Below are 22,521 nucleotides of genomic sequence, written 5' to 3'. Positions count from 1 at the left end.
ATTTTAGTTCATTTAAAACCCATGATTCCATTTCAAAAATGTGTTAAAGACACTGGAATTAATTTGATCGCACCTCAAAAATTTTAAGATATATAAATGTGGCCATTTTTCGTGCTCTTCTTTTAGCATTATCAGCAACCTCTCCCTCGAAAAATTCATCTAAGGTTTGATACCATAGATTGAGCCATAATCCAAAATGGAGTTCAGTTATGGAATAATTGAATTGTTTATCGACCTCAATATGGACTTCCAAAGGATTTCCTCTATACTTTTTTTCTAAAGGTTTGGTCATGAATAAACTGGTTTCCCAAAATGTAGTTAAGTGATCTAAATGTGAATCCCAGTCACTAATAGTATTATTAAAAAAAGGTCCCAAAGTTTTATCTATCTTGACTTTTTTGTAGAATTCTGAAACCAACAGAGCAATATCGCTTCGATTTTCGATATCTTTTTTCATATCATCAAAGGTAGCGAATTAAAAGCATGCAGTAATATTAAATAGTTTCATTTGTATGTCGTAATTCTATTGTATTTTAGCACTATGATTTCTGTTGTTATTCTTGGCGCTGGAAATGTAGCCAGCCATTTATATAAAGCCTTTCAAAATTCTGAAGACATTGACGTTAAGCAATGGTACAATCGAAATTTGAAACCACTTCAATCGTTTCAAAACGACGTTTTGATTTCAGATAATATTTCTGAATTAAAAGAAGCCGACATTTATATTTTGGCTGTGAGCGATGATGCGGTTTCAGAGCTCTCTTCAAAACTACCTTTTGAAAACAGATTGGTCGTACACACCTCTGGTAGTGTTAGTATTCACGATATTGACAAAAAACACAGACGTGGCGTTTTTTACCCTTTACAAAGTTTTTCCAAATCAGCTGACATCGATTTTTCAGAAGTGCCGATTTGCTTGGAAACACTCGATAAAGCAGATTACCACTTGCTCAAAGAGCTTGCAACCGCAATTTCAGAACACACCAAACGTGTGAATAGTGAGCAACGTGCTTCACTACATTTGGCTGCTGTTTTTGTTAATAATTTTACGAATCAATTATACCGAATTGCACAAGAAATTACAGAATCGACCAGCACTGAATTCGATTTACTGAAACCCTTGATTAAAGAAACTGCAGAAAAAGTCCAAGAGCTTTCTCCTTACAGAGCGCAAACTGGACCTGCAAAACGCAACGACAAAAGCACCATAAAAAAACATTTGAAACAACTTAAAAATGAAGAGCATAAAACTATTTATAAGTTGTTGACTAAATCCATCCAAAATACTCATGGAAGATAAAAGCTACAAAGAATATTTACCAAACATTACCACCTTCATTTTTGATGTAGATGGTGTCTTAACTGATGGCACAGTAACGATTATGACCAATGGCGACATGCTTAGACGCATGAATATTAAAGATGGTTATGCATTAAAAACGGCTATTGATGCTGGTTATAATATTTGTATTATTTCAGGAGGAAGTAATCTAGGAGTTCAAAAACGCTTGGAAGGTCTGGGTGTTACCGATATTTATTTAGGAGCTCATAACAAAATAGATCAACTTAAGGAATATACTGAAAGAAAGCAGATCCAATTGGAACATGTATTGTATATGGGAGATGACATTCCGGATGTGCCTGTCATGAAGTGTGTCGGACTACCAACTTGTCCGCAAGATGCCGTTAATGAAATCAAGTCCATTAGCAAATATGTATCCCACAAAAACGGAGGAAAAGGTGCTGTTAGAGATATTATTGAACAAGTGATGAAAGTTCAAGGAAAATGGAATGCTAATTTTGATGCCAAATACGACTAGCCTTGCATATACTACAGCTCATTCGTTATAAAAATCTATTGCTCATCGTTCTGGTTCAACTATTGATTCGCTATGCTTTATTTGAGCCTTTCCAGATTGATGTAGCACTTAGTACTTCAGGTTTTATCGTTTTAATTATTGCCACGCTTTGTATTGCTGCTGCTGGTAATATCATCAATGACATATATGATTTGGAAACAGATAAGGTAAATAAACCTGAACGTGTCGTTATCGATAGGCATATTTCTGAAAAAACCGCTTTCAACTTATTTATAGCTTTAAATGTTATTGGTGTAGTGTTAGGATTCTATTTATCACATAGCGTTGGAAGGAGTCCGTTTTTCTCAATTTTTGTGATTATTTCAGCAGCCTTATATGTCTATGCTTCCTTTTTGAAGCAAACTCCTTTTTTCGGTAATTTGCTCATCTCGATTTTGGTAGGAATGAGTATTCTCATTGTTGGTATTTTTGATTTGATTCCAGCAATAACCGAACAAAATAGCGGCACGCAGTTTACTATGTTTGAAATTCTTCTCGATTATGCTGTATTTGCCTTTTTGGTCAATTTGGTTCGTGAAATGGTTAAAGATATTGAAGACATCAATGGTGATTACAAAGCGCAAATGAACACCTTGCCTATTACTTTAGGGCGTGAGCGTGCTAGATACATTGCCTTTATATTTAGCTTTTTCCCAATTATCGCTGTCACATATTTTGTTGTAACTTATATATATCAACAAGAGATTGCTATTGGTTATTTTTTACTTTTTGTTTTAGCACCTCTTATCTATGCTTCCATTAAAATTTTTATGGCTAAGACAAAAATGCATTACCATCACATAAGTAATGTCTATAAAATTATCATGCTTTTAGGAATGCTATCTTTATTATTATATCCTTTTATTCTGAAATAAATTTCAAATATGCTTGCAGACGCTTTAAAATCCTATCATCTCATTTTGGCTTCAGGTTCTCCTCGAAGACAGCAATTTTTTAAGGATTTAGGTCTTGATTTTGAAGTTCGCTTGAAGTCTATTAAAGAAGACTATCCTGATAGATTACAGCACTTTGAGATCAGTGATTACTTATCACAATTAAAAGCCATTCCCTTTAAAGAAGAATTACAGGATAATGATATCCTTATTACGAGTGACACTATTGTCTGGCATGATAACAAAGCTTTAGGAAAACCTATAAATCACGATGAAGCCTTTGAGATGTTATCTTCTATGAGTGGAAAAACCCATGAAGTCATCACATCAGTTTGTTTTACGACATCAAAACTTCAAAAAACAGTTAATGCAATAACTAAAGTCAATTTTAAAGATCTGACTGAAGAAGAAATTGAATACTACATTGATCGCTATAAACCATTCGACAAAGCTGGTGCTTATGGTATTCAAGAGTGGATTGGCCATATTGGAATCACTCATATAGAAGGTTCGTATTTCAACGTAGTAGGTTTACCAACACATTTAGTTTACAAGACCCTTAAAAGCATAATAGATTAAAATCTTATTTTAGAGATTCTTTTTTCTGAATAAAAGGCTAGCAATTCGTTTATCTTTGTAAAAAAAAATCACCTTCTATGTTTTTTGAAACTTATCATTCTGAAATCATCACCTCTATTATTGTATTGGCCATATTATTTGTCATTCGACTAATTGCACATACATTAATAAAAAAAATTGGTCGTAAAAGTGGCATCAATGATGCTCGAATTCAGCTGATTTGCCGTTATGTTTCAGTGACTCTTTTAGTAATAGCACTGATTATTGAAGCTTTTGTATTTGGAGCAGAATTGAAAGAGTTAACATTGTTGTTTTCATCCGTTTTTGCAGTCATCGGAATTGGGCTTTTTGCCATATGGTCTATTTTAAGCAACATAACTTCAGGCGTAATCATGTTCTTTAATTTTCCTTATAAGGTTGGTGATAAAATTGAAATTCATGATAAGGATTTTCCTGTAGAAGCTATTATTGAAGACATTAGAGCCTTTCATTTGCATTTACGGTTAGATAATGGCGATTTGGTAACTTATCCAAACAACCTCATTCTTCAAAAAGCGGTAACTCTAGTAGAAAAAGATGCAATTCACGAATTGCTTGATGACGATAGCGAAGCCTTATAAACAAAAAATCCTTGAGTGCTTTACCCAAGGATTTTATATATGCATGATCGCTATATTATAATATAGCCTTAGCTCTCTTGTTTGCTTTTATAGACGACGTATCGTATCCTGAGAACTTTTTCATATAATGCTTAACAGTTGACCCATAAGCATCCGAAAAGTTCTGTGATCCATAACTTCTCAAAAATTTCTTTACACTTCCAGGTCCAGCCAAATGAGCAGCTGCAAGGATTCCTGATTCGGTAACCAAAACACCATTAATATACTTACCATCAAAACGTTTGATGTCACGTCTTAAAATCCACTTGTTTCGTTCGGCATTCGCTAAGAATGCTTTTTCCTGCAATTCAGGAGTATACAAGAACTTTTGTGGATTGTAAATGCCAATGAGCTTTAAGGTTTCAGCACCAAATTGGTATTTTCCCAAATAACCTAACGTATTGACAGTAAAATAATCACCTCTCGATTCTTTAAAAGCCAAAGCTTCTTTAAATCCGTGATACGATTTACCTAAATATGGAAAATAGGTATGCTGTGTTTGGAAAGGGTTTGATAAATGAACTTCAGTAGCCTTAGAAGGTTCTTCTTTTTGTACTGTAAAGTCTAGTTCCATTCCTTCCGTCGAATACATGGCGACATCCAGAGAAGGGCTCGGTTTTAGTGCCATAAAAACAACACTACAAATAGCTAGAGGGATAGCAAAATAATTACTTATTTTTTTAAACATAATAGCTAATTTATGTAAGGTGAAAATTGTCCCCTAAATAACCTTACAATTTCAGCTTGCAAATATACGCCTTTTTCTAATTTATTGAAAATAAGAGGTTAAAGTGTTGTTAAAAGTAGATGTAATGAAGCTTAAAGCCGTTTTTATCGTTGAACTCCAAGGTAGGAAAAGGTACTTTTATCGTATTAAAAACGTCAAACAACGATTGCAACAACCTAGATTTTGTCTTAATTTTTGATAAATCGACGTCCAAACTCAGGTAAAATTGACGCTGTCTATTTTGATTTATGAATAAGTTATCAACAGACTCATCATTTCCGGTCAACATACCCTCTGCTCCATAACCAATAGCTATGTTAAACCACCTAGGTATTTTACTGGATTTAAAGAACGATTTTACATTGGCACTCAACCAATAGGTTTGTCCGTTATAATCCTTTAAAAACTCTTCCATAAATCCGTTTCCCAATTTATCAGGACGTTGGGAGGCATATTGTGTTTGATGGAAAGAATACTTCATCAATATGCGTTGTTCTTCCCACAATAATTCTTGTCCGATAAACAATCCAGTCCCTAAAGAATTTGCTGCCATATCTGTCCATGAAAATCCCCATTCAGCACTATAGCCATCCATAACTTCTATAGCTGTTAAAAAAGTAAACCCTAAGGTTGCGCCATAGATTAATTGGTCTTTTTTCTGAACGCCACTCCATTTCAATGCATCTGCTCCAACCTTTCCCAGTTGATAGGCAGAAAACACATGCCCTAATTTGTCCATTTGTAACCATTCACCAGAATCGTCTAAAGTATGAAATGAAGATCTCGGATAATCGGCATACCAAAGTTGATCTAAACCAATAAGAGCCATACTTGCCAAGGAAGCTTCCGTAATGATGACTGCATTCCGTCTAGGAATATGTAACGTATCACTGGGTGTTAGAAAAGCATCTAATTTTGACTGTGAAAAGGAAGACCACGAGATCAAAACAAGACCAATATGTACCCAAGACAACTTCACCTATCTATTGATCCCTTGTGAAGACAAGTAGCGTTGGTAAGCTCTTGCATTGACATTGTGCTGCGCTAATGTCTTAGCAAACTTATGATACCCTAATTTTTGGGGATCGGCTGCAAAATAGAGGTAGTTATGCTTTTCATAATCGAGAACAGCATCGATGGCAGATATATCTGGCATTCCAATTAAGCCTGGAGGCAAGCCTGCGTTTTTATAGGTATTATAAGGCGAGTCGATTTCTTTATGAACATTAAGAACCCTTTTTATAACCGTATTCTGATACTGTGGAAGTTTGTAAGCAGCAAATTTTAATGTTGGATCGGCTTGAAGTGGCATACCAATACGTAATCGATTCATATAAACACCTGCAATTCTAGGTTGTTCTGCTGCCTTTTTGGATTCTTCATGAACAATGGAAGCTAATGCCATGACCTCATTTTTTGAAAGCTGAACAGCTTTTGCCTTATTGGTCCTGGTATCATTCCAAAAACGATTGTATTCTTTAAGCATGCGATCTCTGAAGTCTTCAGCAGACGTATTCCAAAATACCTCATAACTGTTGGGAATATACATTCCTAAAGCGGTTTTTTCTGAAAAGCCATTCGATTTAAGGAATTCAGAATCTCTCATAGCAGACAATAAAGCACTGCTATCAGCTTCAATCTGACTACTGATTCTTCCTGCTAAATCCTCTAGACTATTTTGATTATTGAAAGCAAGCTTAAGAGGTATGTTTTTGGTTCTTATAGAATTGATAATATCATTGTTCCCCATACCTTTCTTAATGACAAATCTACCAGCTTTCAGATTGGTATTGTATTGCTTTCTTGAAGCCAAAGCATCAAAAGTACCTATATCCTTCAACAGAGGTTCCAATTGGGATCTAACTTCTTGATAAGAAGCATTTGTAGGAACAGTGATATAAACCTTTTCTTCATTAAAAGCTGTATTGGGCTCAAACATAGCGCTATACACATAATATGCAAATGCTCCTGCTATAACGAGACCTATGATGGCAATTGCCCAAAGAATTTTTTTGATGTACATATTAATTTAAAATTCGTTGTAGTAAATATTCATTTTTAAACTTGCTATCAACCAAGTTCCAATCTTTTTTTAAGCCCACGATTTCAAAACCTTGATTTTTAAAAAGTTTTAAACTCTTTGTATTGCTTTCTGAAATATTGCAATACAATTGATGTAGGTCCAAATGTCGTTTTGCATACGAGATTAGCAATTCCAATGCCTCTTTTCCGTAACCTTTTTGTCTGTCTTTTTCATTCTTGATAAGCAAACCAACTCCTGCTCTTCTATTCGTGAAATCAAAGTCGAAAAGATCTATCAAACCTATGGTTTCTTCATCAAAGTTGGATATAACCAATCGCAATTGTTTCACCTCAAAGATATCTTTATGTGCATTTTCAAGGTATTGTTTGATTACATATCGCGAGTATGGTGTAATGGTATTGCTGATTTCCCAAATAGATTGGTCATTCTCTATGGCATAAACGAATTCCAAGTCTTCAGGCTCCAATGCCCTGAGGTATATATGTTTACCTTTAAGATTAATCATTGATTTCGCCTTTAAATACTTGAGTTGCTGTTCCTATCAACCAAATGTTTTCATAACCATTATCATTTGTTTCAAAAGACACCTTCAACGCACCTCCTTCAGTTTGAAGTGCAATGATATTACTTGTAGACGCTCCTAAAGTATGCATGGCCAATGCTACGGCAGTTACACCTGTTCCGCAAGACAAGGTTTCATCCTCAACACCTCTTTCGTAGGTTCTGACTGAAAAATTGTCATTTGTGTTTTTACAAACAAAATTCACATTGGTTCCCGCTTGTCCATAAGTTTCTGAATAGCGGATTTTACTTCCACTGGATTTCACATCCAAGGTTTTCAAATCAGGTTCCATTTGTACATGGTGTGGCGATCCTGTATCAAGAAATACATGATTTTCAAACCGTTCAACTTTATCGACATCTTGCATCTTTAAGCTAACTATGGTATTGTCAATAGTAGCTTCGTGCAGACCATCAATGGCTTCAAAAGTAGCCTTATTTTCTATGATGCCTAAAAACTTAGCAAAGGCTGTAATGCAGCGACCTCCATTTCCGCACATCGAACTCTCATTTCCATCAGCATTAAAGTATACCATTTTAAAATCTACACTGTCATGTGCTTCCAACAATATCAATCCGTCAGCACCAATGCCAAAACGTCGGTCACATAAAAACGCAATACGTTTGGTATTATTTTTGTCGAATTCCTGTTGACGATTATCAATCATCACAAAGTCGTTTCCAGTACCTTGATATTTATAGAATAATGTTTGCATAGCTTTTGCAAATATAGAAATAAAGATAGGATAATTCAGCTGTTAAACGACCGTTAAAAGTGACGTTAAAAATCGTTAAAGTTGAATTTGAAAATCAATAAATAATTAATTTTAATCGTTACCTAATTAAATAAAGATGAACACTATGAAAAAAATTGTAACCTTAGTATTTGTTTCAGTATTAGGTGGAATAATAACCTTGTCTGCCTACAAGTTTGGTTTTGAAAAAAACTCAGACACCTCAGTTGAATCTACTCCATCTGAGCAACCTTTTTTTGTGCCAACCAACTATAATACTACAAACACTAATTTAACAACTGCTGCCATTCCAAATTTTGTAGACGCAGCAGAAAAAACGGTTGATGCTGTGGTTCATGTTAAGAATACAGCGTTGGTTTCTGCACCTATGACGCTACAGGATTTGTTCTTCGGAAGACAACAAGCTAAACGTGCGCAGATTGGTACAGGAAGCGGTGTGATCATTTCACCTGATGGTTATATTATAACCAATAATCATGTGATTGCTGGATCCGAATCGATTTCTATTACTTTAAACGACAATAAAATTTACGATGCTCAATTGATTGGGACTGATGAAAAAACAGATATTGCCTTATTGAAAGTTGAAGCTGACAATGATTTACCGTACATCACTTTTGGCGATTCTGATGCGGCTCAAATTGGCGAATGGGTTTTAGCCGTTGGCAATCCTTTTAATCTAACCTCTACTGTTACAGCAGGTATTATTAGTGCCAAGTCTAGAGATTTATCAGGACAGAACTCCCAATCTTTTTTACAAACCGACGCGGCTGTTAATCCTGGAAACTCTGGAGGTGCACTCGTCAATTCTAAAGGTGAATTGGTTGGTATCAACACAGCCATTACTTCTCAAACAGGTTCGTATATAGGCTATTCTTTTGCGGTTCCAAGCAACATTGCCAGAAAAGTGGTTGAAGATATTATAGAATATGGCAATGTACAAACAGGTATTCTTGGCGTTTCCCTTCTGAATAAAAATTCAAAAGAAGCTATTGAAAAAGGGTTAAATGAGATCAGTGGTGTTTATGTTTCAGAAATCACTAAAAAGTCTGGAGCCGAAAGTGCAGGAGTTAAAGTTGGAGATATTATTAAGAAAATAGATGATATTGAAATTAAAAAATACTCTGACTTGAGTGGGTATTTAAAAACCAAGCGGCCAAATGATGTCGTCAATATTGAGGTTATGAGAAATGGTAACCTGAAAACATTACCTGTAACACTCTCAAAAACTGACATTCTAACGGTAGACTTTTTAGATATGGAGTTAAAGAATCTCTCCGACGAACAAAAAATCCAAAAAGATATCAGTTATGGTGTTGAAGTCGTTAAGAATAACAATGATTGGCTCGCAGAAAATTTAGGTATTTCGTCAAGTTATATTATTACCGACATCAACAATATCAAGATTAAAAATATTGAAGATATTTCTGTTCTTAAGCAAAAACTTGGAGGGAACGCCGAAAAGTATATCAATAAAATTGGCCTCATTAATCGAAATGGAGAGCGTGAGCAATTCATCATCCGATAAATTTTCAGATTTTCCAATACTAAACCCTTTAAAAATAAGTGTTTTTAAAGGGTTTTTTATTTTTCAAAAAAACGCTACGAAAACGTTTGAAATATATTACTTTTGCACACTGAAACTGAGGCGTTTTTTAAATTTTCGTAGAAGAATTAAAAGGCGATTAAACAAATCAAACAACCCTCTGCAAAAAGCAGATTAACTAAATTTAAAACAATGAGTTTGAACGGAACTTATGAAAACGAATTGGCATTTCAAGCCGATCGAAGACGAGCAACAGTAGAATTTATTAAAATCGTTAGCGATTTGCTCTATGACAAATCCATTGAACTGGTCCTTTTCAGAAATCAATTGATTGATCGCAATGTGAGTGAAATCCTTAACCTTCACGAATATGCTGGTGAATTCGTACAAAAACCCATTTCTATTTTTGATTCGGTAGAGATAGCACAAGCTATCAAAACCCTTGACCTTCCTCCTGCCAAATTGGACATCGGAAAATTAACCTATGAATTCCATTTGGAGGACCAAAAGTACAGTAATGCAACTGGTTTCGTTGCCAATAAACTCAAAGACGCCAAAAAGAATTCCGACATCAAGCCTAAGGATGTCATTTTATATGGCTTTGGTAGAATAGGTCGATTGCTTGCAAGGGAATTGATGACCAAAACTGGTAAAGGTGGCCAATTACGTTTAAGAGCCATTGTCACTCGAGGAAAAATTGACGAAACCGTATTGGAAAAACGTGCTTCCTTGTTGAGAAATGATTCTGTTCACGGTGATTTTTCAGGGACTGTGGTTGCCGATATTAAAAACGAAGCTTTGATCGTCAATGGTACTACCGTTAAAATCATTTCAGCAAACAACCCTGAGGATATCGACTATACAGCGTATGGAATTGAAAAAGCCTTGGTCATAGATAATACTGGTGCTTTTAGAGATAAAGAAGCTTTAGGAAGACACTTGAAAGCCAAAGGAGTGGATAAAGTTTTACTAACGGCTCCTGGTAAAGGTGTCCCAAATATTGTTCATGGCGTGAATCATTTAGAGAACAATCCGGATAAAGTGGATATTTTTTCTGCGGCTTCCTGTACAACCAATGCCATCACTCCTATCTTAAAAACCGTTGAAGACACATACGGAGTTAAAAGTGGCCATTTGGAAACCATTCATGCTTACACCAATGATCAAAATTTGGTAGATAACTTTCATAAGAAATACAGACGAGGACGTGCAGCTGCATTAAACATGGTGATTACCGAAACTGGGGCAGGCAGTGCTGTTTCAAAAGCCTTACCATCCTTTGAAGGAAAACTGACTTCCAATGCCATAAGGGTTCCTGTACCAAACGGATCTTTAGCTATTTTGAATCTGGAACTGGAAAAGAAAACTTCGGTAGATGCCATGAATGCCATGATAAAAAAGTATGCTCTTGAAGGTGACTTGGTTGAACAGATCAAATATGAAATGAGTGATGAATTGGTATCGAGTGATATCGTAGGCAGTTCTGCTCCTTCAATCTATGACAGTAAAGCTACTATTGTAAGACCTGATGGAAAAAATGTCATTCTTTATGTTTGGTATGATAATGAATATGGCTATAGCCATCAAGTGATTCGATTGGCAAAATATATTGCAAAAGTGAGACGTTACACATATTATTAACAGTCTTAACGTCTAAATATTTTTTTTGACCGTATATAATTTAGCCTCACCTTTTGTGAGGCTAATTATTTAATTTTATTATATTGAACCCAATAAACACACAACTAATTTTACTAGCCAAAATGAAATTTTCAAAGCCTTTATTCCTGTTGTCCTTTTTTGTTGTGACATGTCTTACCGCTTATTCCCAAGAAACTGATGAAAACGATAACCTATCTTTAAATAGCGGAACCATTGATAGTCAGTTTGAATATGTTTTTAGAAAATCTGGAAATTTTAAAGGGACCAATGGTCAAAGATATGAAGCCGTAAAACAGGTTTGGCTCTTACAACTAAAGGCCAATGTTTTGGATTCTCTTAAAACAACCTATCAAGAGGTTGATAATCTTGAAGCCACAGTTGCCAATCAGAGCAAGGAAATTGGAGACTTAAAAGCGAAACTCGGCAACACACAAAGCACCTTAGATCAAACCAATGAAGAAAAAAACAATATGTCCTTACTTGGCATGCAAACCAGTAAAGCCAATTATAATGTCATTATGTGGAGCATTATAGCTGTATTAGCTGCGTTCTTGCTTTTCTTTATCTATAAATTCAAAAACAGTAACGCTATTACCAAACAAGCCAAATTAAGTTTGGCGGAAACAGAAGAAGAGTTTGAAGAACACAGACGTATCGCTTTGGAACGTGAACAAAAAGTTAGACGACAATTACAAGATGAAATCAATAAGCAAAAGAACAATGGGTAACCTAAGTTTTTGCTCTCAATAAATCATTAAAAATCTGTAACTTAGTTTACAGATTTTTTTTTATTACAATAATAATGCGGACAAAAGCATTACTGATTCTGGCAATTCTTGCTTCCCTTCTAGGTTATATGGAATGGGGACAGAACAATACCGCTTTTGTTTTGGAAGCTGAATATCAAATTATCAAAGGTTTGTTTACCGATATTACATCTGTAATACATCCATTAACTATTATTCCTCTAATTGGTCAATTACTATTGATGTTTGCCTTATTTCAAAAATCACCTTCAAAAAGGCTAATCTATTTCGGACTGATTGCTATTGGAATACTTTATATTATACTACTGCTGGTCGGATTGATCGCTATGAGATTTACTACGATACTATCAACGCTACCTTTTTTTATAATCCTGATTTTATTGATTAGGCAACTCAGGCAAAAACATTAAATACCTTATCTTTGCGGTCTTAAATTGCTATCTATGCGCATAGACATTATCACTGTTTTACCAGAATTATTGAAAAGTCCGTTCGAGGCTTCCATCTTAAAACGAGCTATTGACGCAGGATTGGTGAGTGTTTATTTCCACAATCTTCGCGATTATGCCAAAGGTGGTTACAAAGCCGTTGACGACACCCAATTTGGAGGAGGTGCTGGAATGGTCATGATGATCGAACCCATAGATAAGTGTATTAGTAAACTTCAGAGTGAACGCTCTTACGATGAAATCATTTATATGACACCAGATGGAGAACGCTTGACGCAAAGCATTGCCAATCAGGTGTCCTTAAAAGAGAATATCATTGTTTTATGTGGCCATTACAAAGGTGTGGACCAACGCGTGCGTGACAAGTTCATTACCAAGGAAATTTCAATTGGCGATTATGTATTGTCTGGAGGCGAATTAGGAGCTGCCGTATTATGTGATGCTGTCATTCGATTAATTCCGGGAGTATTGGGCAATGAGACCTCTGCTTTGACCGACTCGTTTCAAGATGGTTTATTGGCACCACCAATCTATACCAAGCCAAGGGAATATGATGGTATGAAAGTCCCTGAAATCTTGTTTAGTGGTAACTTTCCTGAAATTGAAAAATGGCGTGAGGAGCAAGCTTACAAACGCACCAAGGAACGACGCCCAGATTTACTCAATGAGTAGATATGAGCTGTGATCCTTAACTTTTAACTTATTTACTTTTCAAACTTTCAAATCCTAAAACCCGTGTTAAGGATTGAAGCTTTGTTGGAGCTCTCCTGCTACGACTTTAAAGTATGCAGGAAGCGACTGCTGAAAGCCTGACGCTGTAGAGTGTTTAGCGATACAGGGAAACACCCAAAAAAAATAAATTAATAATTGCGCATTATCAATTATTGACTATCTTTGCACCACTTTTGGATCAACCTCTGGCGAGAATCGTGAATGTTGGTTTAAAACAACTATTTAAATTTAAAAAAATGAATTCCTTAGTAAAGTTTGTTCAAGACGAATTTATAGAGAAAAAACAATTTCCTGAATTTGGTGCTGGAGATACCATCACTGTTTACTATGAAATTAGAGAAGGTGAAAAAGTACGTACGCAGTTCTTTAAAGGTGTTGTATTACAACGTAAAGGAACTGGAAGTACAGAAACTTTCACTATCAGAAAAATGTCTGGAACCATTGGTGTTGAACGTATTTTCCCAATGAACTTGCCTGCACTTCAAAAAATTGAAGTGAACAAAAGAGGTCGAGTTAGACGTTCAAGAATTTACTACTTCAGAGGTCTTACAGGTAAAAAGGCCAGAATCAAAGAAGTTAGAAAATAAGAAAAACCAAACCCTTATATATCAAAGCCTCGATTGTATCGAGGCTTTTTTGGTTATGAACTTTTGTTAATAACTTCGGTTTATAAAATGTGAATATCTATAACTTAAAAAAATTTGGAATTCTCAAACAAAAGTCTACTTTAGCTAAACGATTAACAACAAACGTTGTTTGGTTTTGAATATTAATTTGAATTTGTGTTAAATCGTTAATAAAGAAACGTTCTTTATATGATTGTTTTTCGAGGCTTTGGAGTCGCAGGTGTATGCGTGTTAGACAAGAAGGTCATGAAGTTTGGAAAATGTCTTGATGTTTCGGCAGTGAGGTGTTGGAAAAGCGGAAAGCTTGGAACAAGTATCAGTAGTGAAAGCGAATGAGAACAGGAAGAGCAATGTCTTTGGAATATTTGACGTGAAAACGAACTAATGTTGACAAAGAGATCAAGAAAAACGATTAAAACTGAAGCTGAGTAATAACAGGTCAATACATTTTGAAAGTTATGAAACGTTTCATTGAGTTAGTGAAACTTGAACCGAAAAGAGATGTGGGAATTTATATTCAGCGATCTCGAGGTTAGCAGCAATGTTAAATAGGTCACGTGTAGCTAATTTCAAAAAAGCCATGTCAGAGTAGTTATGCTACAGTGATATGGCTTTTGTATTTTAAGAGAATATTCTGAAATACTTCATTGAAAATTGTCAAATAGCAAATAGATTCTATTTGATATTTTTAATTTGATAAAATTTCCTTCAAAAAATAGCGATTTGGTATTTTTTATGGCTTCTGAAAGTGTTTCGCCAAAAACCTTATAACACCAAATCTTTACTTCTATTAGCGCTTAGTTTTTTGTATATTTGCTAGGCTTAAAAAAATAGCATTTTTTATTTAAAATAAATTTACAATTCCTATGGCAAAAACTCCTACTATCATCTATACGAAAACAGACGAAGCCCCAATGTTAGCAACACATTCGTTATTACCAATCATTACCTCTTTTACAGCTTCCTCTGGAATCAATATAGAACTTAAGGACATCTCTTTAGCAGGAAGAATTTTAGCGAACTTTCCTGAATTTTTAAACGAAGATCAACGTGTACCAGATGCTCTTAAGGAATTAGGTGATTTAGCAAAAATGCCTGAGGCCAATATTATTAAACTTCCAAACATTAGCGCTTCGGTTCCACAACTAAAAGCAGCGGTTAAGGAACTTCAAAGTCAGGGCTACAATTTACCTGATTATCCAGAAGAACCTGAAACTACGGAAGAGAAACAAATCAGGGCACGTTACGATAAAGTGAAAGGAAGTGCTGTAAACCCTGTACTTAGGGAAGGAAACTCTGATAGACGTGCGCCTAAAGCCGTTAAGAATTTTGCCAAAATGAATCCGCATTCCATGGGTAAATGGTCTTCAGATTCCAAAACACATGTCGCTACCATGTCGCATGGTGATTTTAGACATAATGAAACATCGGTTACAGTTGATAAAGCAACATCAATTCAGATAGTTCATACTGATAACAATGGAAACAAATCAATATTAAAGAACAACATTGCTTTACTTGATGGTGAAATTATTGATGCCACTGTCATGAGTAAAAAGGCGCTTTTAGATTTCTTAAGAGATGAGGTTAAGGATGCTAAAGATAAAGGTGTTTTGTTTTCATTACATATGAAGGCCACGATGATGAAAGTTTCTGATCCCATCATTTTTGGTCATGCTGTTCGTGTGTTTTTCGCCGATTTGTTTAAAAAACATGGTGACACTTTTGAAGAAATTGGTGTTGATGTTAATAATGGTTTTGGGAATCTTGTTTCAAAACTGGAAGAACTTCCTGAAGCAAAGCGTTTACAAATCGAAGAAGATATTGCGACAGCATTTGCCAATGCTCCAGATTTAGCTATGGTAAATAGTGATAAAGGGATTACCAATTTACATGTCCCAAGTGACGTGATTATTGATGCGTCAATGCCTGCCATGATTCGTACCTCTGGACAAATGTGGAATGCTGAAGGCAAACAACAAGATACGAAAGCTGTTATTCCCGATAGCAGTTATGCCGGATTGTACCAAGCAACGATAGATTTCTGTAAAACGCATGGTGCTTTTGATCCAACCACCATGGGAACGGTTCCTAATGTAGGCTTGATGGCCCAAAAAGCTGAAGAATATGGGTCACATGATAAAACTTTTGAAATCCAGTCTGATGGAAAAGTAGATGTTGTAGATGCTTCTGGAAACGTATTGATGTCGCACACTGTTGAAGCTGGAGATATTTGGAGAATGTGCCAAGTAAAGGATGCTCCAATTCAAGATTGGGTAAAACTTGCTGTAACGCGCTCAAGAGCATCTCAAACGCCTGCCGTTTTTTGGTTGGATAACGAGAGAGCCCATGATGCCGAATTGATTAAAAAAGTAGAGGCCTATTTAAAACATCACGATACAAGTGATTTGGATATCAGAATTTTGTCACCTGTTGAAGCTACAAAATTCACTTTAGCTCGTGTTAAGGAAGGAAAGGATACTATTTCAGTTACAGGTAATGTTTTACGTGATTACCTAACAGACCTCTTCCCTATTTTGGAATTGGGAACCAGTGCCAAAATGCTTTCCATTGTTCCTTTGATGAATGGTGGTGGTTTATTTGAAACAGGCGCTGGAGGTTCCGCACCAAAACACGTGCAACAATTTATGGAAGAAAATCACTTGCGCTGGGATTCTTTAGGTGAATTTTTAGCACTTGCGGTGTCTTTGGAACATTATTCAGAAGCAAATAATAATTCAAAGGCAAAGGTTTTATCTGAAACTTTAGATGATGCTACTGAGAAATTATTGGCCAACGGAAAATCGCCTTCCAGAAAAGTCAACGAATTAGATAATAGAGGTAGTCATTTTTATTTGGCTTTGTTCTGGGCGGAAGCTTTGGCTAATCAAACCCAAGACATGGAATTGAAAAATGAATTTGCTTCAGTATTCAGGGATTTACAGGCTCATGAAGCTAAAATTGTTGAAGAGCTTAATAGCGTCCAAGGTCAAACGATGGATATTGGTGGTTATTACCAACCTAATTCAGAAGCTACTTTTAAAGCCATGAGACCTAGTGAGACTTTCAATAAAATTTTAAACTAAATATAAGAGACCTAAGGGTCTCTTTTTTTATGACCAAGCAAGATCTTCTAGATACTTATAACAGGGTTAAACCTTATGTTCACAACACACCAATTCTAACTTCAAGATTGGTCAATGAACATGTTGAAGCACAAGTATATTTTAAATGTGAGAACTTTCAACGTGCTGGTGCTTATAAAATTCGAGGTGCCACCAATGCTATTATGCAGCTTTCAGAAGATCAGAAAAAAAATGGTGTGGTGACACATTCCTCAGGAAACTTTGCCCAAGCATTATCTTTAGCTGCAAAAAGCTTAGGGATTAAAGCCTATATCGTAATGCCTTCAAATGCGCCAAAAGTTAAAAGAGAAGCCGTTTTAGAATATGGTGGCGAAATTATTGAGTGCGAACCTACCATTGAAGCAAGACAACATGCAGCAGATGAAATAGTAAAATCTACTGGAGCAACATTTATACATCCCTCCAATCATCCTGATGTGATTCTTGGTCAAGGGACTGCAGCATACGAGCTTTTGGAAAAGATACCAGACTTAGATTATATTATTTGTCCGGTTGGAGGTGGCGGACTCATAGCCGGAACAGCTTTAGTAGGAACTTATTTTTCTGAACATTGTAAAGTGATTGGCACCGAACCTTTTGAAGCCGATGATGCCTATCGCTCCTTGATCAGTGGGAAAATTGAAAGTAATATCACTGCAAATACAATTGCTGACGGGTTGCGAACGCAATTGGGCTCGCATAATTTCCCAATCATAAAAGAGCATGTTTCCGAAATTATTCGCGTTACGGAAAACGACATCATAGAAGCTATGAAGTTTATTTGGGAGCGCATGAAAATCATTATTGAACCTTCGAGTGCAGTAGCTTTTGCAGGAGTAGTAAAACAAGAATCCCAATTCAAAAACAAAAAGATAGGAGTTATCATTTCAGGAGGCAATGTTGATGTAACAAACTTACCCTTTTAGACAATTCTAAATAATTGTTAAAAATCGAAACGCCCTAAAGCCTTATGGTTATTTTTGATTAAAACTTAATTGATGAAGAAAAAAACCGCCACTTTTCTACTCTTTTCACTATTCGTTCCTTTATTTATAATAGCCCAAGAAAAATTCACCTTAAGTGGCACCATTTCCGATCAATCCAGTAATGAAACCCTAATTGGCGTAAACATTCTTTTTCCAGATGCACAAACTGGAACCATTACCAATGAATATGGATTTTATTCTATAACCCTTCCTGAAGGTCAATACAAAATTGTCATCAGTTATTTAGGGTATAAAAACATTGTCGAAACCATTGATTTGCGTTCAGATTTGACCAAAAATTTTCTGTTGGAAGAAGCTACGGAAAGTTTAGATGAAGTGGTCATTACAGAGAATATCGAAAAACTTGATATCAGAAAACCTCAAATGAGTGTCAATGCACTTTCAGCTGGAACCATTAAACAAATTCCTGTGGTATTGGGCGAATCTGATGTGATCAAAGCCATCACACTTCTACCTGGCGTTACTACTGCTGGCGAAGGTGCTTCCGGGTTTAACGTAAGAGGTGGCGCGGCAGATCAAAACCTGATTTTATTGGATGAGGCCATTATTTATAATTCATCGCATTTATTTGGTTTCTTCTCGGTATTTAATCCAGACGCCATTAAAGACCTAAGATTATATAAAGGTGGTATTCCTTCTCGTTATGGTGGTCGTGTGTCTTCGGTTTTGGATATCTATCAGAAAGAAGGAAATAGCAATGAATTTCATGCCAATGGTGGAATTGGAGCTGTGTCTAGCCGTTTATTGGTGGAAGGTCCAATCAAAAAGCAAAAAGGTTCATTCCTTTTAGGTGGAAGAGCCTCTTATGCGCATTTATTCTTACCTCTTTTTGATATTGATAATATTGCTTATTTCTATGATTTGAATACCAAAATCAGTTATCGACTGAATCCTAATAACAATATTTATCTTTCAGGATATTTTGGTCGTGACGTCTTTAGTCTGAATGAAAGTTTTGAAAACACCTATGGTAATAGTGTGTTGAATTTCAGATGGAATCATTTGTTTTCTGATCAATTATTTTCGAATCTATCACTGATTTATTCGGATTATTACTATGGTCTGAATTTGGATTTTGTAGGATTCAAGTGGAATTCAGGAATACGGAATTTCAACCTTAAATACGATTTGAAGCATTATTTAACAGATAAAGTCAAGCTTCAATACGGATTGAATAGTATCTATCATAAATTCAATCCTGGAGAAATTGAACCGTCCACAAGTACCTCAGGTATCAATCCAGATAAACTGATTGATAAATACGCCATGGAAAACGCTTTGTATTTTGATGTTGAGCATCAGCTTTCCAACAAATTGACAGCTTCCTACGGATTGCGATACAGTAATTTTCTACGATTGGGTCAAGATGAATTGAATCGCTATGAGAACAATCAAGCTGTTGTGTTTAACGAAAACCTACAGATTTACGAAAAAGCAGAACCAATAGGTGTCGACAATTTTGACCGATCTGATGTTATTAAAAGCTTTAATAACCTAGAACCGCGTTTAGCTCTAGCCTACCAACTTAATGGTGAATCTTCAGTAAAAGCGAGTTACAATCGTATGGTGCAATACTTACATCTCTTGTCTAATACAAGTTCTCCTACACCACTTGATGTATGGACACCAAGTGGAAAATATGTCGATCCTCAAATCCTGGATCAATATGCTGTTGGGTATTTTAGAAATTTTAAAAACAATACCTATTCTTTAGAAGTAGAGTCTTTTTATAAAACGATTGACAATAGAATTGATTACATCGATGGTGCCAACCTTATTGCCAACGATGCCATTGAGCAAGTCATTTTAAATGGAAGGGCTCGTGCTTACGGATTGGAAGTATTGTTCAGAAAAAATGAAGGTCGATTTAAAGGATGGTTATCCTATACCTTGTCAAAATCGGAACAACAAACTAAAGGCAGAACACCAGAAGAAACAGGTATCAATAATGGTAATTGGTACAATACGCCATTTGATAAAACTCATGATGTATCATTTACGGGAAGCTATGAACTGAATAAAAAATGGACCATTAATTCCAATTTTATTTTTCAAACAGGACAACCTGTGACCTATCCTAATGGACAATATGAATATAATGGTATTCGCATTCCAAGTTATACCAATAGAAATGAGTTTAGATTACCGTCGTACCATCGTTTGGATATTTCAGCCAACTACACTCCAAAACCTGAAAAAACAAAAGGGTTTAGAGGCGAATGGGTCTTTAGTATTTACAACATTTACGGAAGAAAAAATGCCGCTTCGATAAATTTCAGGCAAAATAGAGATACAGGAAGTAATGAAGCCGTTCGATTGGCCATTTTTGGAATTGTCCCTTCTGTCTCTTATAATTTTAAATTTTAGTCATGAAAAAGATACTATATATTTTTTTAGCTGTTCTTCTTTTTGCATGTGAAGATGTCATTGATGTAGATTTACCAACTGCCGAACCAAGATTGGTTATTGATGCCTCCATCAATTGGTTTAAAGGTACTTCTGGAAATGAGCAAAGTATAAAACTTAGTTTAACAGCTCCTTTTTTTGAAGAGGATATTCCACCTGCCAACAATGCAACCGTTTTCATTACAGATGAAGACAATAACATCTATAATTTTACCGAAGATGCAAACACTGGAATTTATATCAATACGACTTTCAATCCTGAAATTGATAGAACCTACAGCCTAACTATTATCTATGAGGATGAAACTTATGTTGCCACAGAAATTTTAAAATCTGTAAGCGAGTTAACACGTGTCGAACAAAACCTTGAAGGCGGATTTACAGGTGAGGAAACAGAAATCAAAGCATTTTTTGACGATCCAGTAGATGAGGAAAACTATTACTTTTTTGAGTTTATTCCCAGCCTTCCTGTGACACCTACACTGGATACTTTTGAAGACGAATTCGTCAATGGTAATGAAATTTTCGGGTTTTATGTCGAGGAAGACTTAGACCCTGGACAAAGTGTTACCATCAGAAATTATGGCGTTTCAGAACGTTTCTATGAGTACATGTTTATTTTATTGCAACAACTGGACGATTCAGGAGGTGGTCCTTTCGAAACTCAACCTGCAACCGTTAGAGGAAATTGCATCAATCAAACCAATCCCGACAACTATCCACTAGGTTATTTCAGATTATCTGAAGTTGATGAATTGATTTACACAGTTGTTGAATAGTTTTTGGGCGTTCCCCTTTTTGCCTTGAAAAGGGTCGTGCTATCCATTATATCTTTTTGTGTTCACAAAAAGGATGTCATTGCTATCACTAACGCATAAATTTCTCTATTTTTACACTATGGCATTCATCAAAACCACAGAGCAAGACTCCAATTACGATCATTTGGAAAAGATGAGTATCAACGAGATACTTCAAAACATCAATAATGAAGATAAAACAGTTGCCTTTGCTGTAGAAAAGACACTTCCTCAAATCAACTTATTAGTAGAACAAGTAGTCAACAAACTCAAAGCTGGAGGTCGAGTGTTTTACATTGGTGCTGGAACAAGTGGTCGACTTGGCATTCTGGATGCTTCTGAATGCCCTCCCACTTTTGGAGTGTCCCATGATTTGGTCATTGGCCTAATTGCTGGTGGAGATAGCGCTATTCGAAAAGCTGTAGAATTTGCTGAAGATTCAACAGATCAAGGTTGGAAAGATCTAAAGTCTTACAATATTTCAGATAAGGACATTGTGATAGGGATAGCAGCTTCAGGAACGACACCTTACGTGGTATCTGCTTTAAAAAAATGTAATGACAATAAAATTATTACAGGTTGTATTACTTGTAACCAAGGTAGCCCACTCTCAAAGACCGCAAAATATCCTATTGAAGTTGTTGTAGGTCCTGAATTTGTCACTGGAAGTTCAAGAATGAAAGCTGGAACAGCTCAAAAATTAGTCCTTAATATGATTTCAACTACTGTCATGATTCAATTAGGTCGTGTCAAGGGTAATAAAATGGTCGATATGCAACTAAGCAATAATAAATTAGTTGACAGAGGCACTAGAATGGTTATGAACGAACTTAATATTTCTTTGGATGAAGCTAAAGAGCTTATTCAAAAACATAAAAATGTTCGTGACGCTATAAAAAAAGATAACAAAAATGAGTAGTGAAAAAAGAACAAATAAACCTTTATTGATTAAAGGTATAAAAATAATGGGCTTATCATTAGCCTGTATGTTCATTGGTCCCACATTATTCTATGTAGCTCAAACCAACAACGAAAAGCTACTTTACATTCCATTAATGATTATTGCTATTACTGTTTGTGTTTTGGCTGTCTTTTTTGCCTTCAAAGGACTACGTACTATCATGAATAGTATGTTTGACAATTAACAGTCGTATTCACATATCCCTTCTAATCAATTTTTTGATCGTATAAACAAAAAAAGACCCTTGCTTATTGCAAGGGTCTTTCAAGAAAGGCGATGTCCTACTCTCCCACAGATGCAGTACCATCGGCGCAAACGGGCTTAACTTCTCTGTTCGGAATGGTAAGAGGTGAGCCCCGTCGCTAT

General features: G+C 35.7%; 23 protein-coding genes and 1 rRNA gene. 17 read left to right on the top strand and 7 right to left on the bottom strand.

Features of this window, described 5'->3' with window-relative positions:
• Nucleotides 1-58 precede the first annotated feature (58 nt).
• Nucleotides 59-457, bottom strand: coding sequence for a group III truncated hemoglobin (locus tag AB9K26_RS02190; RefSeq protein ID WP_369970895.1), 399 nt, complete (start codon nt 455-457; stop codon nt 59-61).
• 84 nt (nt 458-541) lie between these two features.
• Between AB9K26_RS02190 and AB9K26_RS02185 the strand changes: the two genes are divergently transcribed.
• The 5 genes from AB9K26_RS02185 (at nt 542) to AB9K26_RS02165 (ending at nt 3,951) form a co-directional block, all read left to right on the top strand.
• Nucleotides 542-1,300 carry a Rossmann-like and DUF2520 domain-containing protein gene (locus AB9K26_RS02185; protein WP_369970894.1) on the top strand — a complete coding sequence of 253 codons (759 nt, stop codon included), beginning with the start codon at nt 542-544 and terminating at the stop codon, nt 1,298-1,300.
• A complete protein-coding gene (locus AB9K26_RS02180) occupies nt 1,290-1,820 on the top strand; it encodes a KdsC family phosphatase (protein WP_369970893.1) in 531 nt (176 codons plus the stop codon). The genes AB9K26_RS02185 and AB9K26_RS02180 overlap by 11 nt, the downstream gene beginning before the upstream one ends.
• Before the next feature lie 2 nt (nt 1,821-1,822).
• Entirely contained in the window at nt 1,823-2,734 is a 912-nt protein-coding gene (locus AB9K26_RS02175) for a geranylgeranylglycerol-phosphate geranylgeranyltransferase (RefSeq protein ID WP_369970892.1), read from the top strand.
• 9 nt (nt 2,735-2,743) lie between these two features.
• Nucleotides 2,744-3,331 (top strand): Maf-like protein, encoded by a 588-nt coding sequence (locus AB9K26_RS02170; protein WP_369970891.1) that lies wholly within the window; start codon nt 2,744-2,746, stop codon nt 3,329-3,331.
• Nucleotides 3,332-3,408: 77 nt separating this feature from the next.
• Nucleotides 3,409-3,951 carry a mechanosensitive ion channel domain-containing protein gene (locus AB9K26_RS02165; RefSeq protein ID WP_369970890.1) on the top strand — a complete coding sequence of 181 codons (543 nt, stop codon included), beginning with the start codon at nt 3,409-3,411 and terminating at the stop codon, nt 3,949-3,951.
• A gap of 55 nt (nt 3,952-4,006) precedes the next feature.
• Here AB9K26_RS02165 and AB9K26_RS02160 read toward each other — a convergent pair whose 3' ends face one another.
• The 5 genes from AB9K26_RS02160 to dapF form a co-directional block, all read right to left on the bottom strand.
• A complete protein-coding gene (locus AB9K26_RS02160) occupies nt 4,007-4,678 on the bottom strand; it encodes a peptidoglycan-binding protein LysM (RefSeq protein ID WP_369970889.1) in 672 nt (223 codons plus the stop codon).
• A 109-nt stretch (nt 4,679-4,787) separates the two neighbouring features.
• Nucleotides 4,788-5,696, bottom strand: coding sequence for a DUF2279 domain-containing protein (locus AB9K26_RS02155; RefSeq protein ID WP_369970888.1), 909 nt, complete (start codon nt 5,694-5,696; stop codon nt 4,788-4,790).
• Entirely contained in the window at nt 5,697-6,740 is a 1,044-nt protein-coding gene (gene mltG, locus AB9K26_RS02150) for an endolytic transglycosylase MltG (RefSeq protein WP_369970887.1), read from the bottom strand.
• Between the two features lies 1 nt (nt 6,741).
• Entirely contained in the window at nt 6,742-7,266 is a 525-nt protein-coding gene (locus AB9K26_RS02145; RefSeq protein WP_369970886.1) for a GNAT family N-acetyltransferase, read from the bottom strand.
• A complete protein-coding gene (gene dapF, locus AB9K26_RS02140; protein WP_369970885.1) occupies nt 7,259-8,038 on the bottom strand; it encodes a diaminopimelate epimerase in 780 nt (259 codons plus the stop codon). Before dapF ends, AB9K26_RS02145 begins: the two co-directional genes overlap by 8 nt.
• Before the next feature lie 145 nt (nt 8,039-8,183).
• Between dapF and AB9K26_RS02135 the strand changes: the two genes are divergently transcribed.
• The 12 genes from AB9K26_RS02135 (at nt 8,184) to AB9K26_RS02080 (ending at nt 22,339) form a co-directional block, all read left to right on the top strand.
• Entirely contained in the window at nt 8,184-9,605 is a 1,422-nt protein-coding gene (locus AB9K26_RS02135) for a trypsin-like peptidase domain-containing protein (protein WP_369970884.1), read from the top strand.
• A gap of 210 nt (nt 9,606-9,815) precedes the next feature.
• Nucleotides 9,816-11,264: a glyceraldehyde-3-phosphate dehydrogenase gene (locus tag AB9K26_RS02130; RefSeq protein WP_369970883.1), complete on the top strand. Its 1,449-nt coding sequence runs from the start codon at nt 9,816-9,818 to the stop codon at nt 11,262-11,264.
• A gap of 122 nt (nt 11,265-11,386) precedes the next feature.
• Entirely contained in the window at nt 11,387-12,013 is a 627-nt protein-coding gene (locus tag AB9K26_RS02125) for a tRNA (guanine-N1)-methyltransferase (protein ID WP_369970882.1), read from the top strand.
• A 74-nt stretch (nt 12,014-12,087) separates the two neighbouring features.
• Complete coding sequence (locus tag AB9K26_RS02120) at nt 12,088-12,462, top strand: hypothetical protein (RefSeq protein ID WP_369970881.1); 375 nt, start codon at nt 12,088-12,090, stop codon at nt 12,460-12,462.
• Nucleotides 12,463-12,495: 33 nt separating this feature from the next.
• Complete coding sequence (gene trmD, locus AB9K26_RS02115; protein ID WP_369970880.1) at nt 12,496-13,173, top strand: tRNA (guanosine(37)-N1)-methyltransferase TrmD; 678 nt, start codon at nt 12,496-12,498, stop codon at nt 13,171-13,173.
• A gap of 296 nt (nt 13,174-13,469) precedes the next feature.
• Complete coding sequence (rplS, locus tag AB9K26_RS02110; protein ID WP_369970879.1) at nt 13,470-13,820, top strand: 50S ribosomal protein L19; 351 nt, start codon at nt 13,470-13,472, stop codon at nt 13,818-13,820.
• A gap of 905 nt (nt 13,821-14,725) precedes the next feature.
• Nucleotides 14,726-16,945, top strand: a complete 2,220-nt coding sequence (locus AB9K26_RS02105; protein ID WP_369970878.1) for an NADP-dependent isocitrate dehydrogenase — start codon at nt 14,726-14,728, stop codon at nt 16,943-16,945.
• A gap of 29 nt (nt 16,946-16,974) precedes the next feature.
• A complete protein-coding gene (locus tag AB9K26_RS02100; RefSeq protein WP_369970877.1) occupies nt 16,975-17,910 on the top strand; it encodes a threonine/serine dehydratase in 936 nt (311 codons plus the stop codon).
• Between the two features lie 72 nt (nt 17,911-17,982).
• A complete protein-coding gene (locus AB9K26_RS02095; protein WP_369970876.1) occupies nt 17,983-20,358 on the top strand; it encodes a TonB-dependent receptor domain-containing protein in 2,376 nt (791 codons plus the stop codon).
• Between the two features lie 2 nt (nt 20,359-20,360).
• Nucleotides 20,361-21,176, top strand: coding sequence for a DUF4249 domain-containing protein (locus tag AB9K26_RS02090; RefSeq protein WP_369970875.1), 816 nt, complete (start codon nt 20,361-20,363; stop codon nt 21,174-21,176).
• Nucleotides 21,177-21,294: 118 nt separating this feature from the next.
• On the top strand, nt 21,295-22,113 hold the full coding sequence (murQ, locus tag AB9K26_RS02085) for an N-acetylmuramic acid 6-phosphate etherase (protein WP_369970874.1): 819 nt from the start codon (nt 21,295-21,297) through the stop codon (nt 22,111-22,113).
• The gene (locus AB9K26_RS02080) at nt 22,106-22,339 is read left to right on the top strand and encodes a DUF6095 family protein (RefSeq protein ID WP_369970873.1); all 234 of its coding nucleotides are present in this window, start codon (nt 22,106-22,108) and stop codon (nt 22,337-22,339) included. Before murQ ends, AB9K26_RS02080 begins: the two co-directional genes overlap by 8 nt.
• A gap of 84 nt (nt 22,340-22,423) precedes the next feature.
• Here AB9K26_RS02080 and rrf read toward each other — a convergent pair.
• Nucleotides 22,424-22,521: ribosomal RNA gene (gene rrf / locus AB9K26_RS02075) — 5S ribosomal RNA — on the bottom strand; the annotation flags it as partial.

The organism is Psychroserpens sp. XS_ASV72, assembly GCF_041224425.1.
In the GTDB taxonomy this organism is placed as follows: Bacteria; Bacteroidota; Bacteroidia; order Flavobacteriales; family Flavobacteriaceae; genus Psychroserpens.
This window is presented reverse-complemented; position numbering and strand designations above follow the sequence as displayed.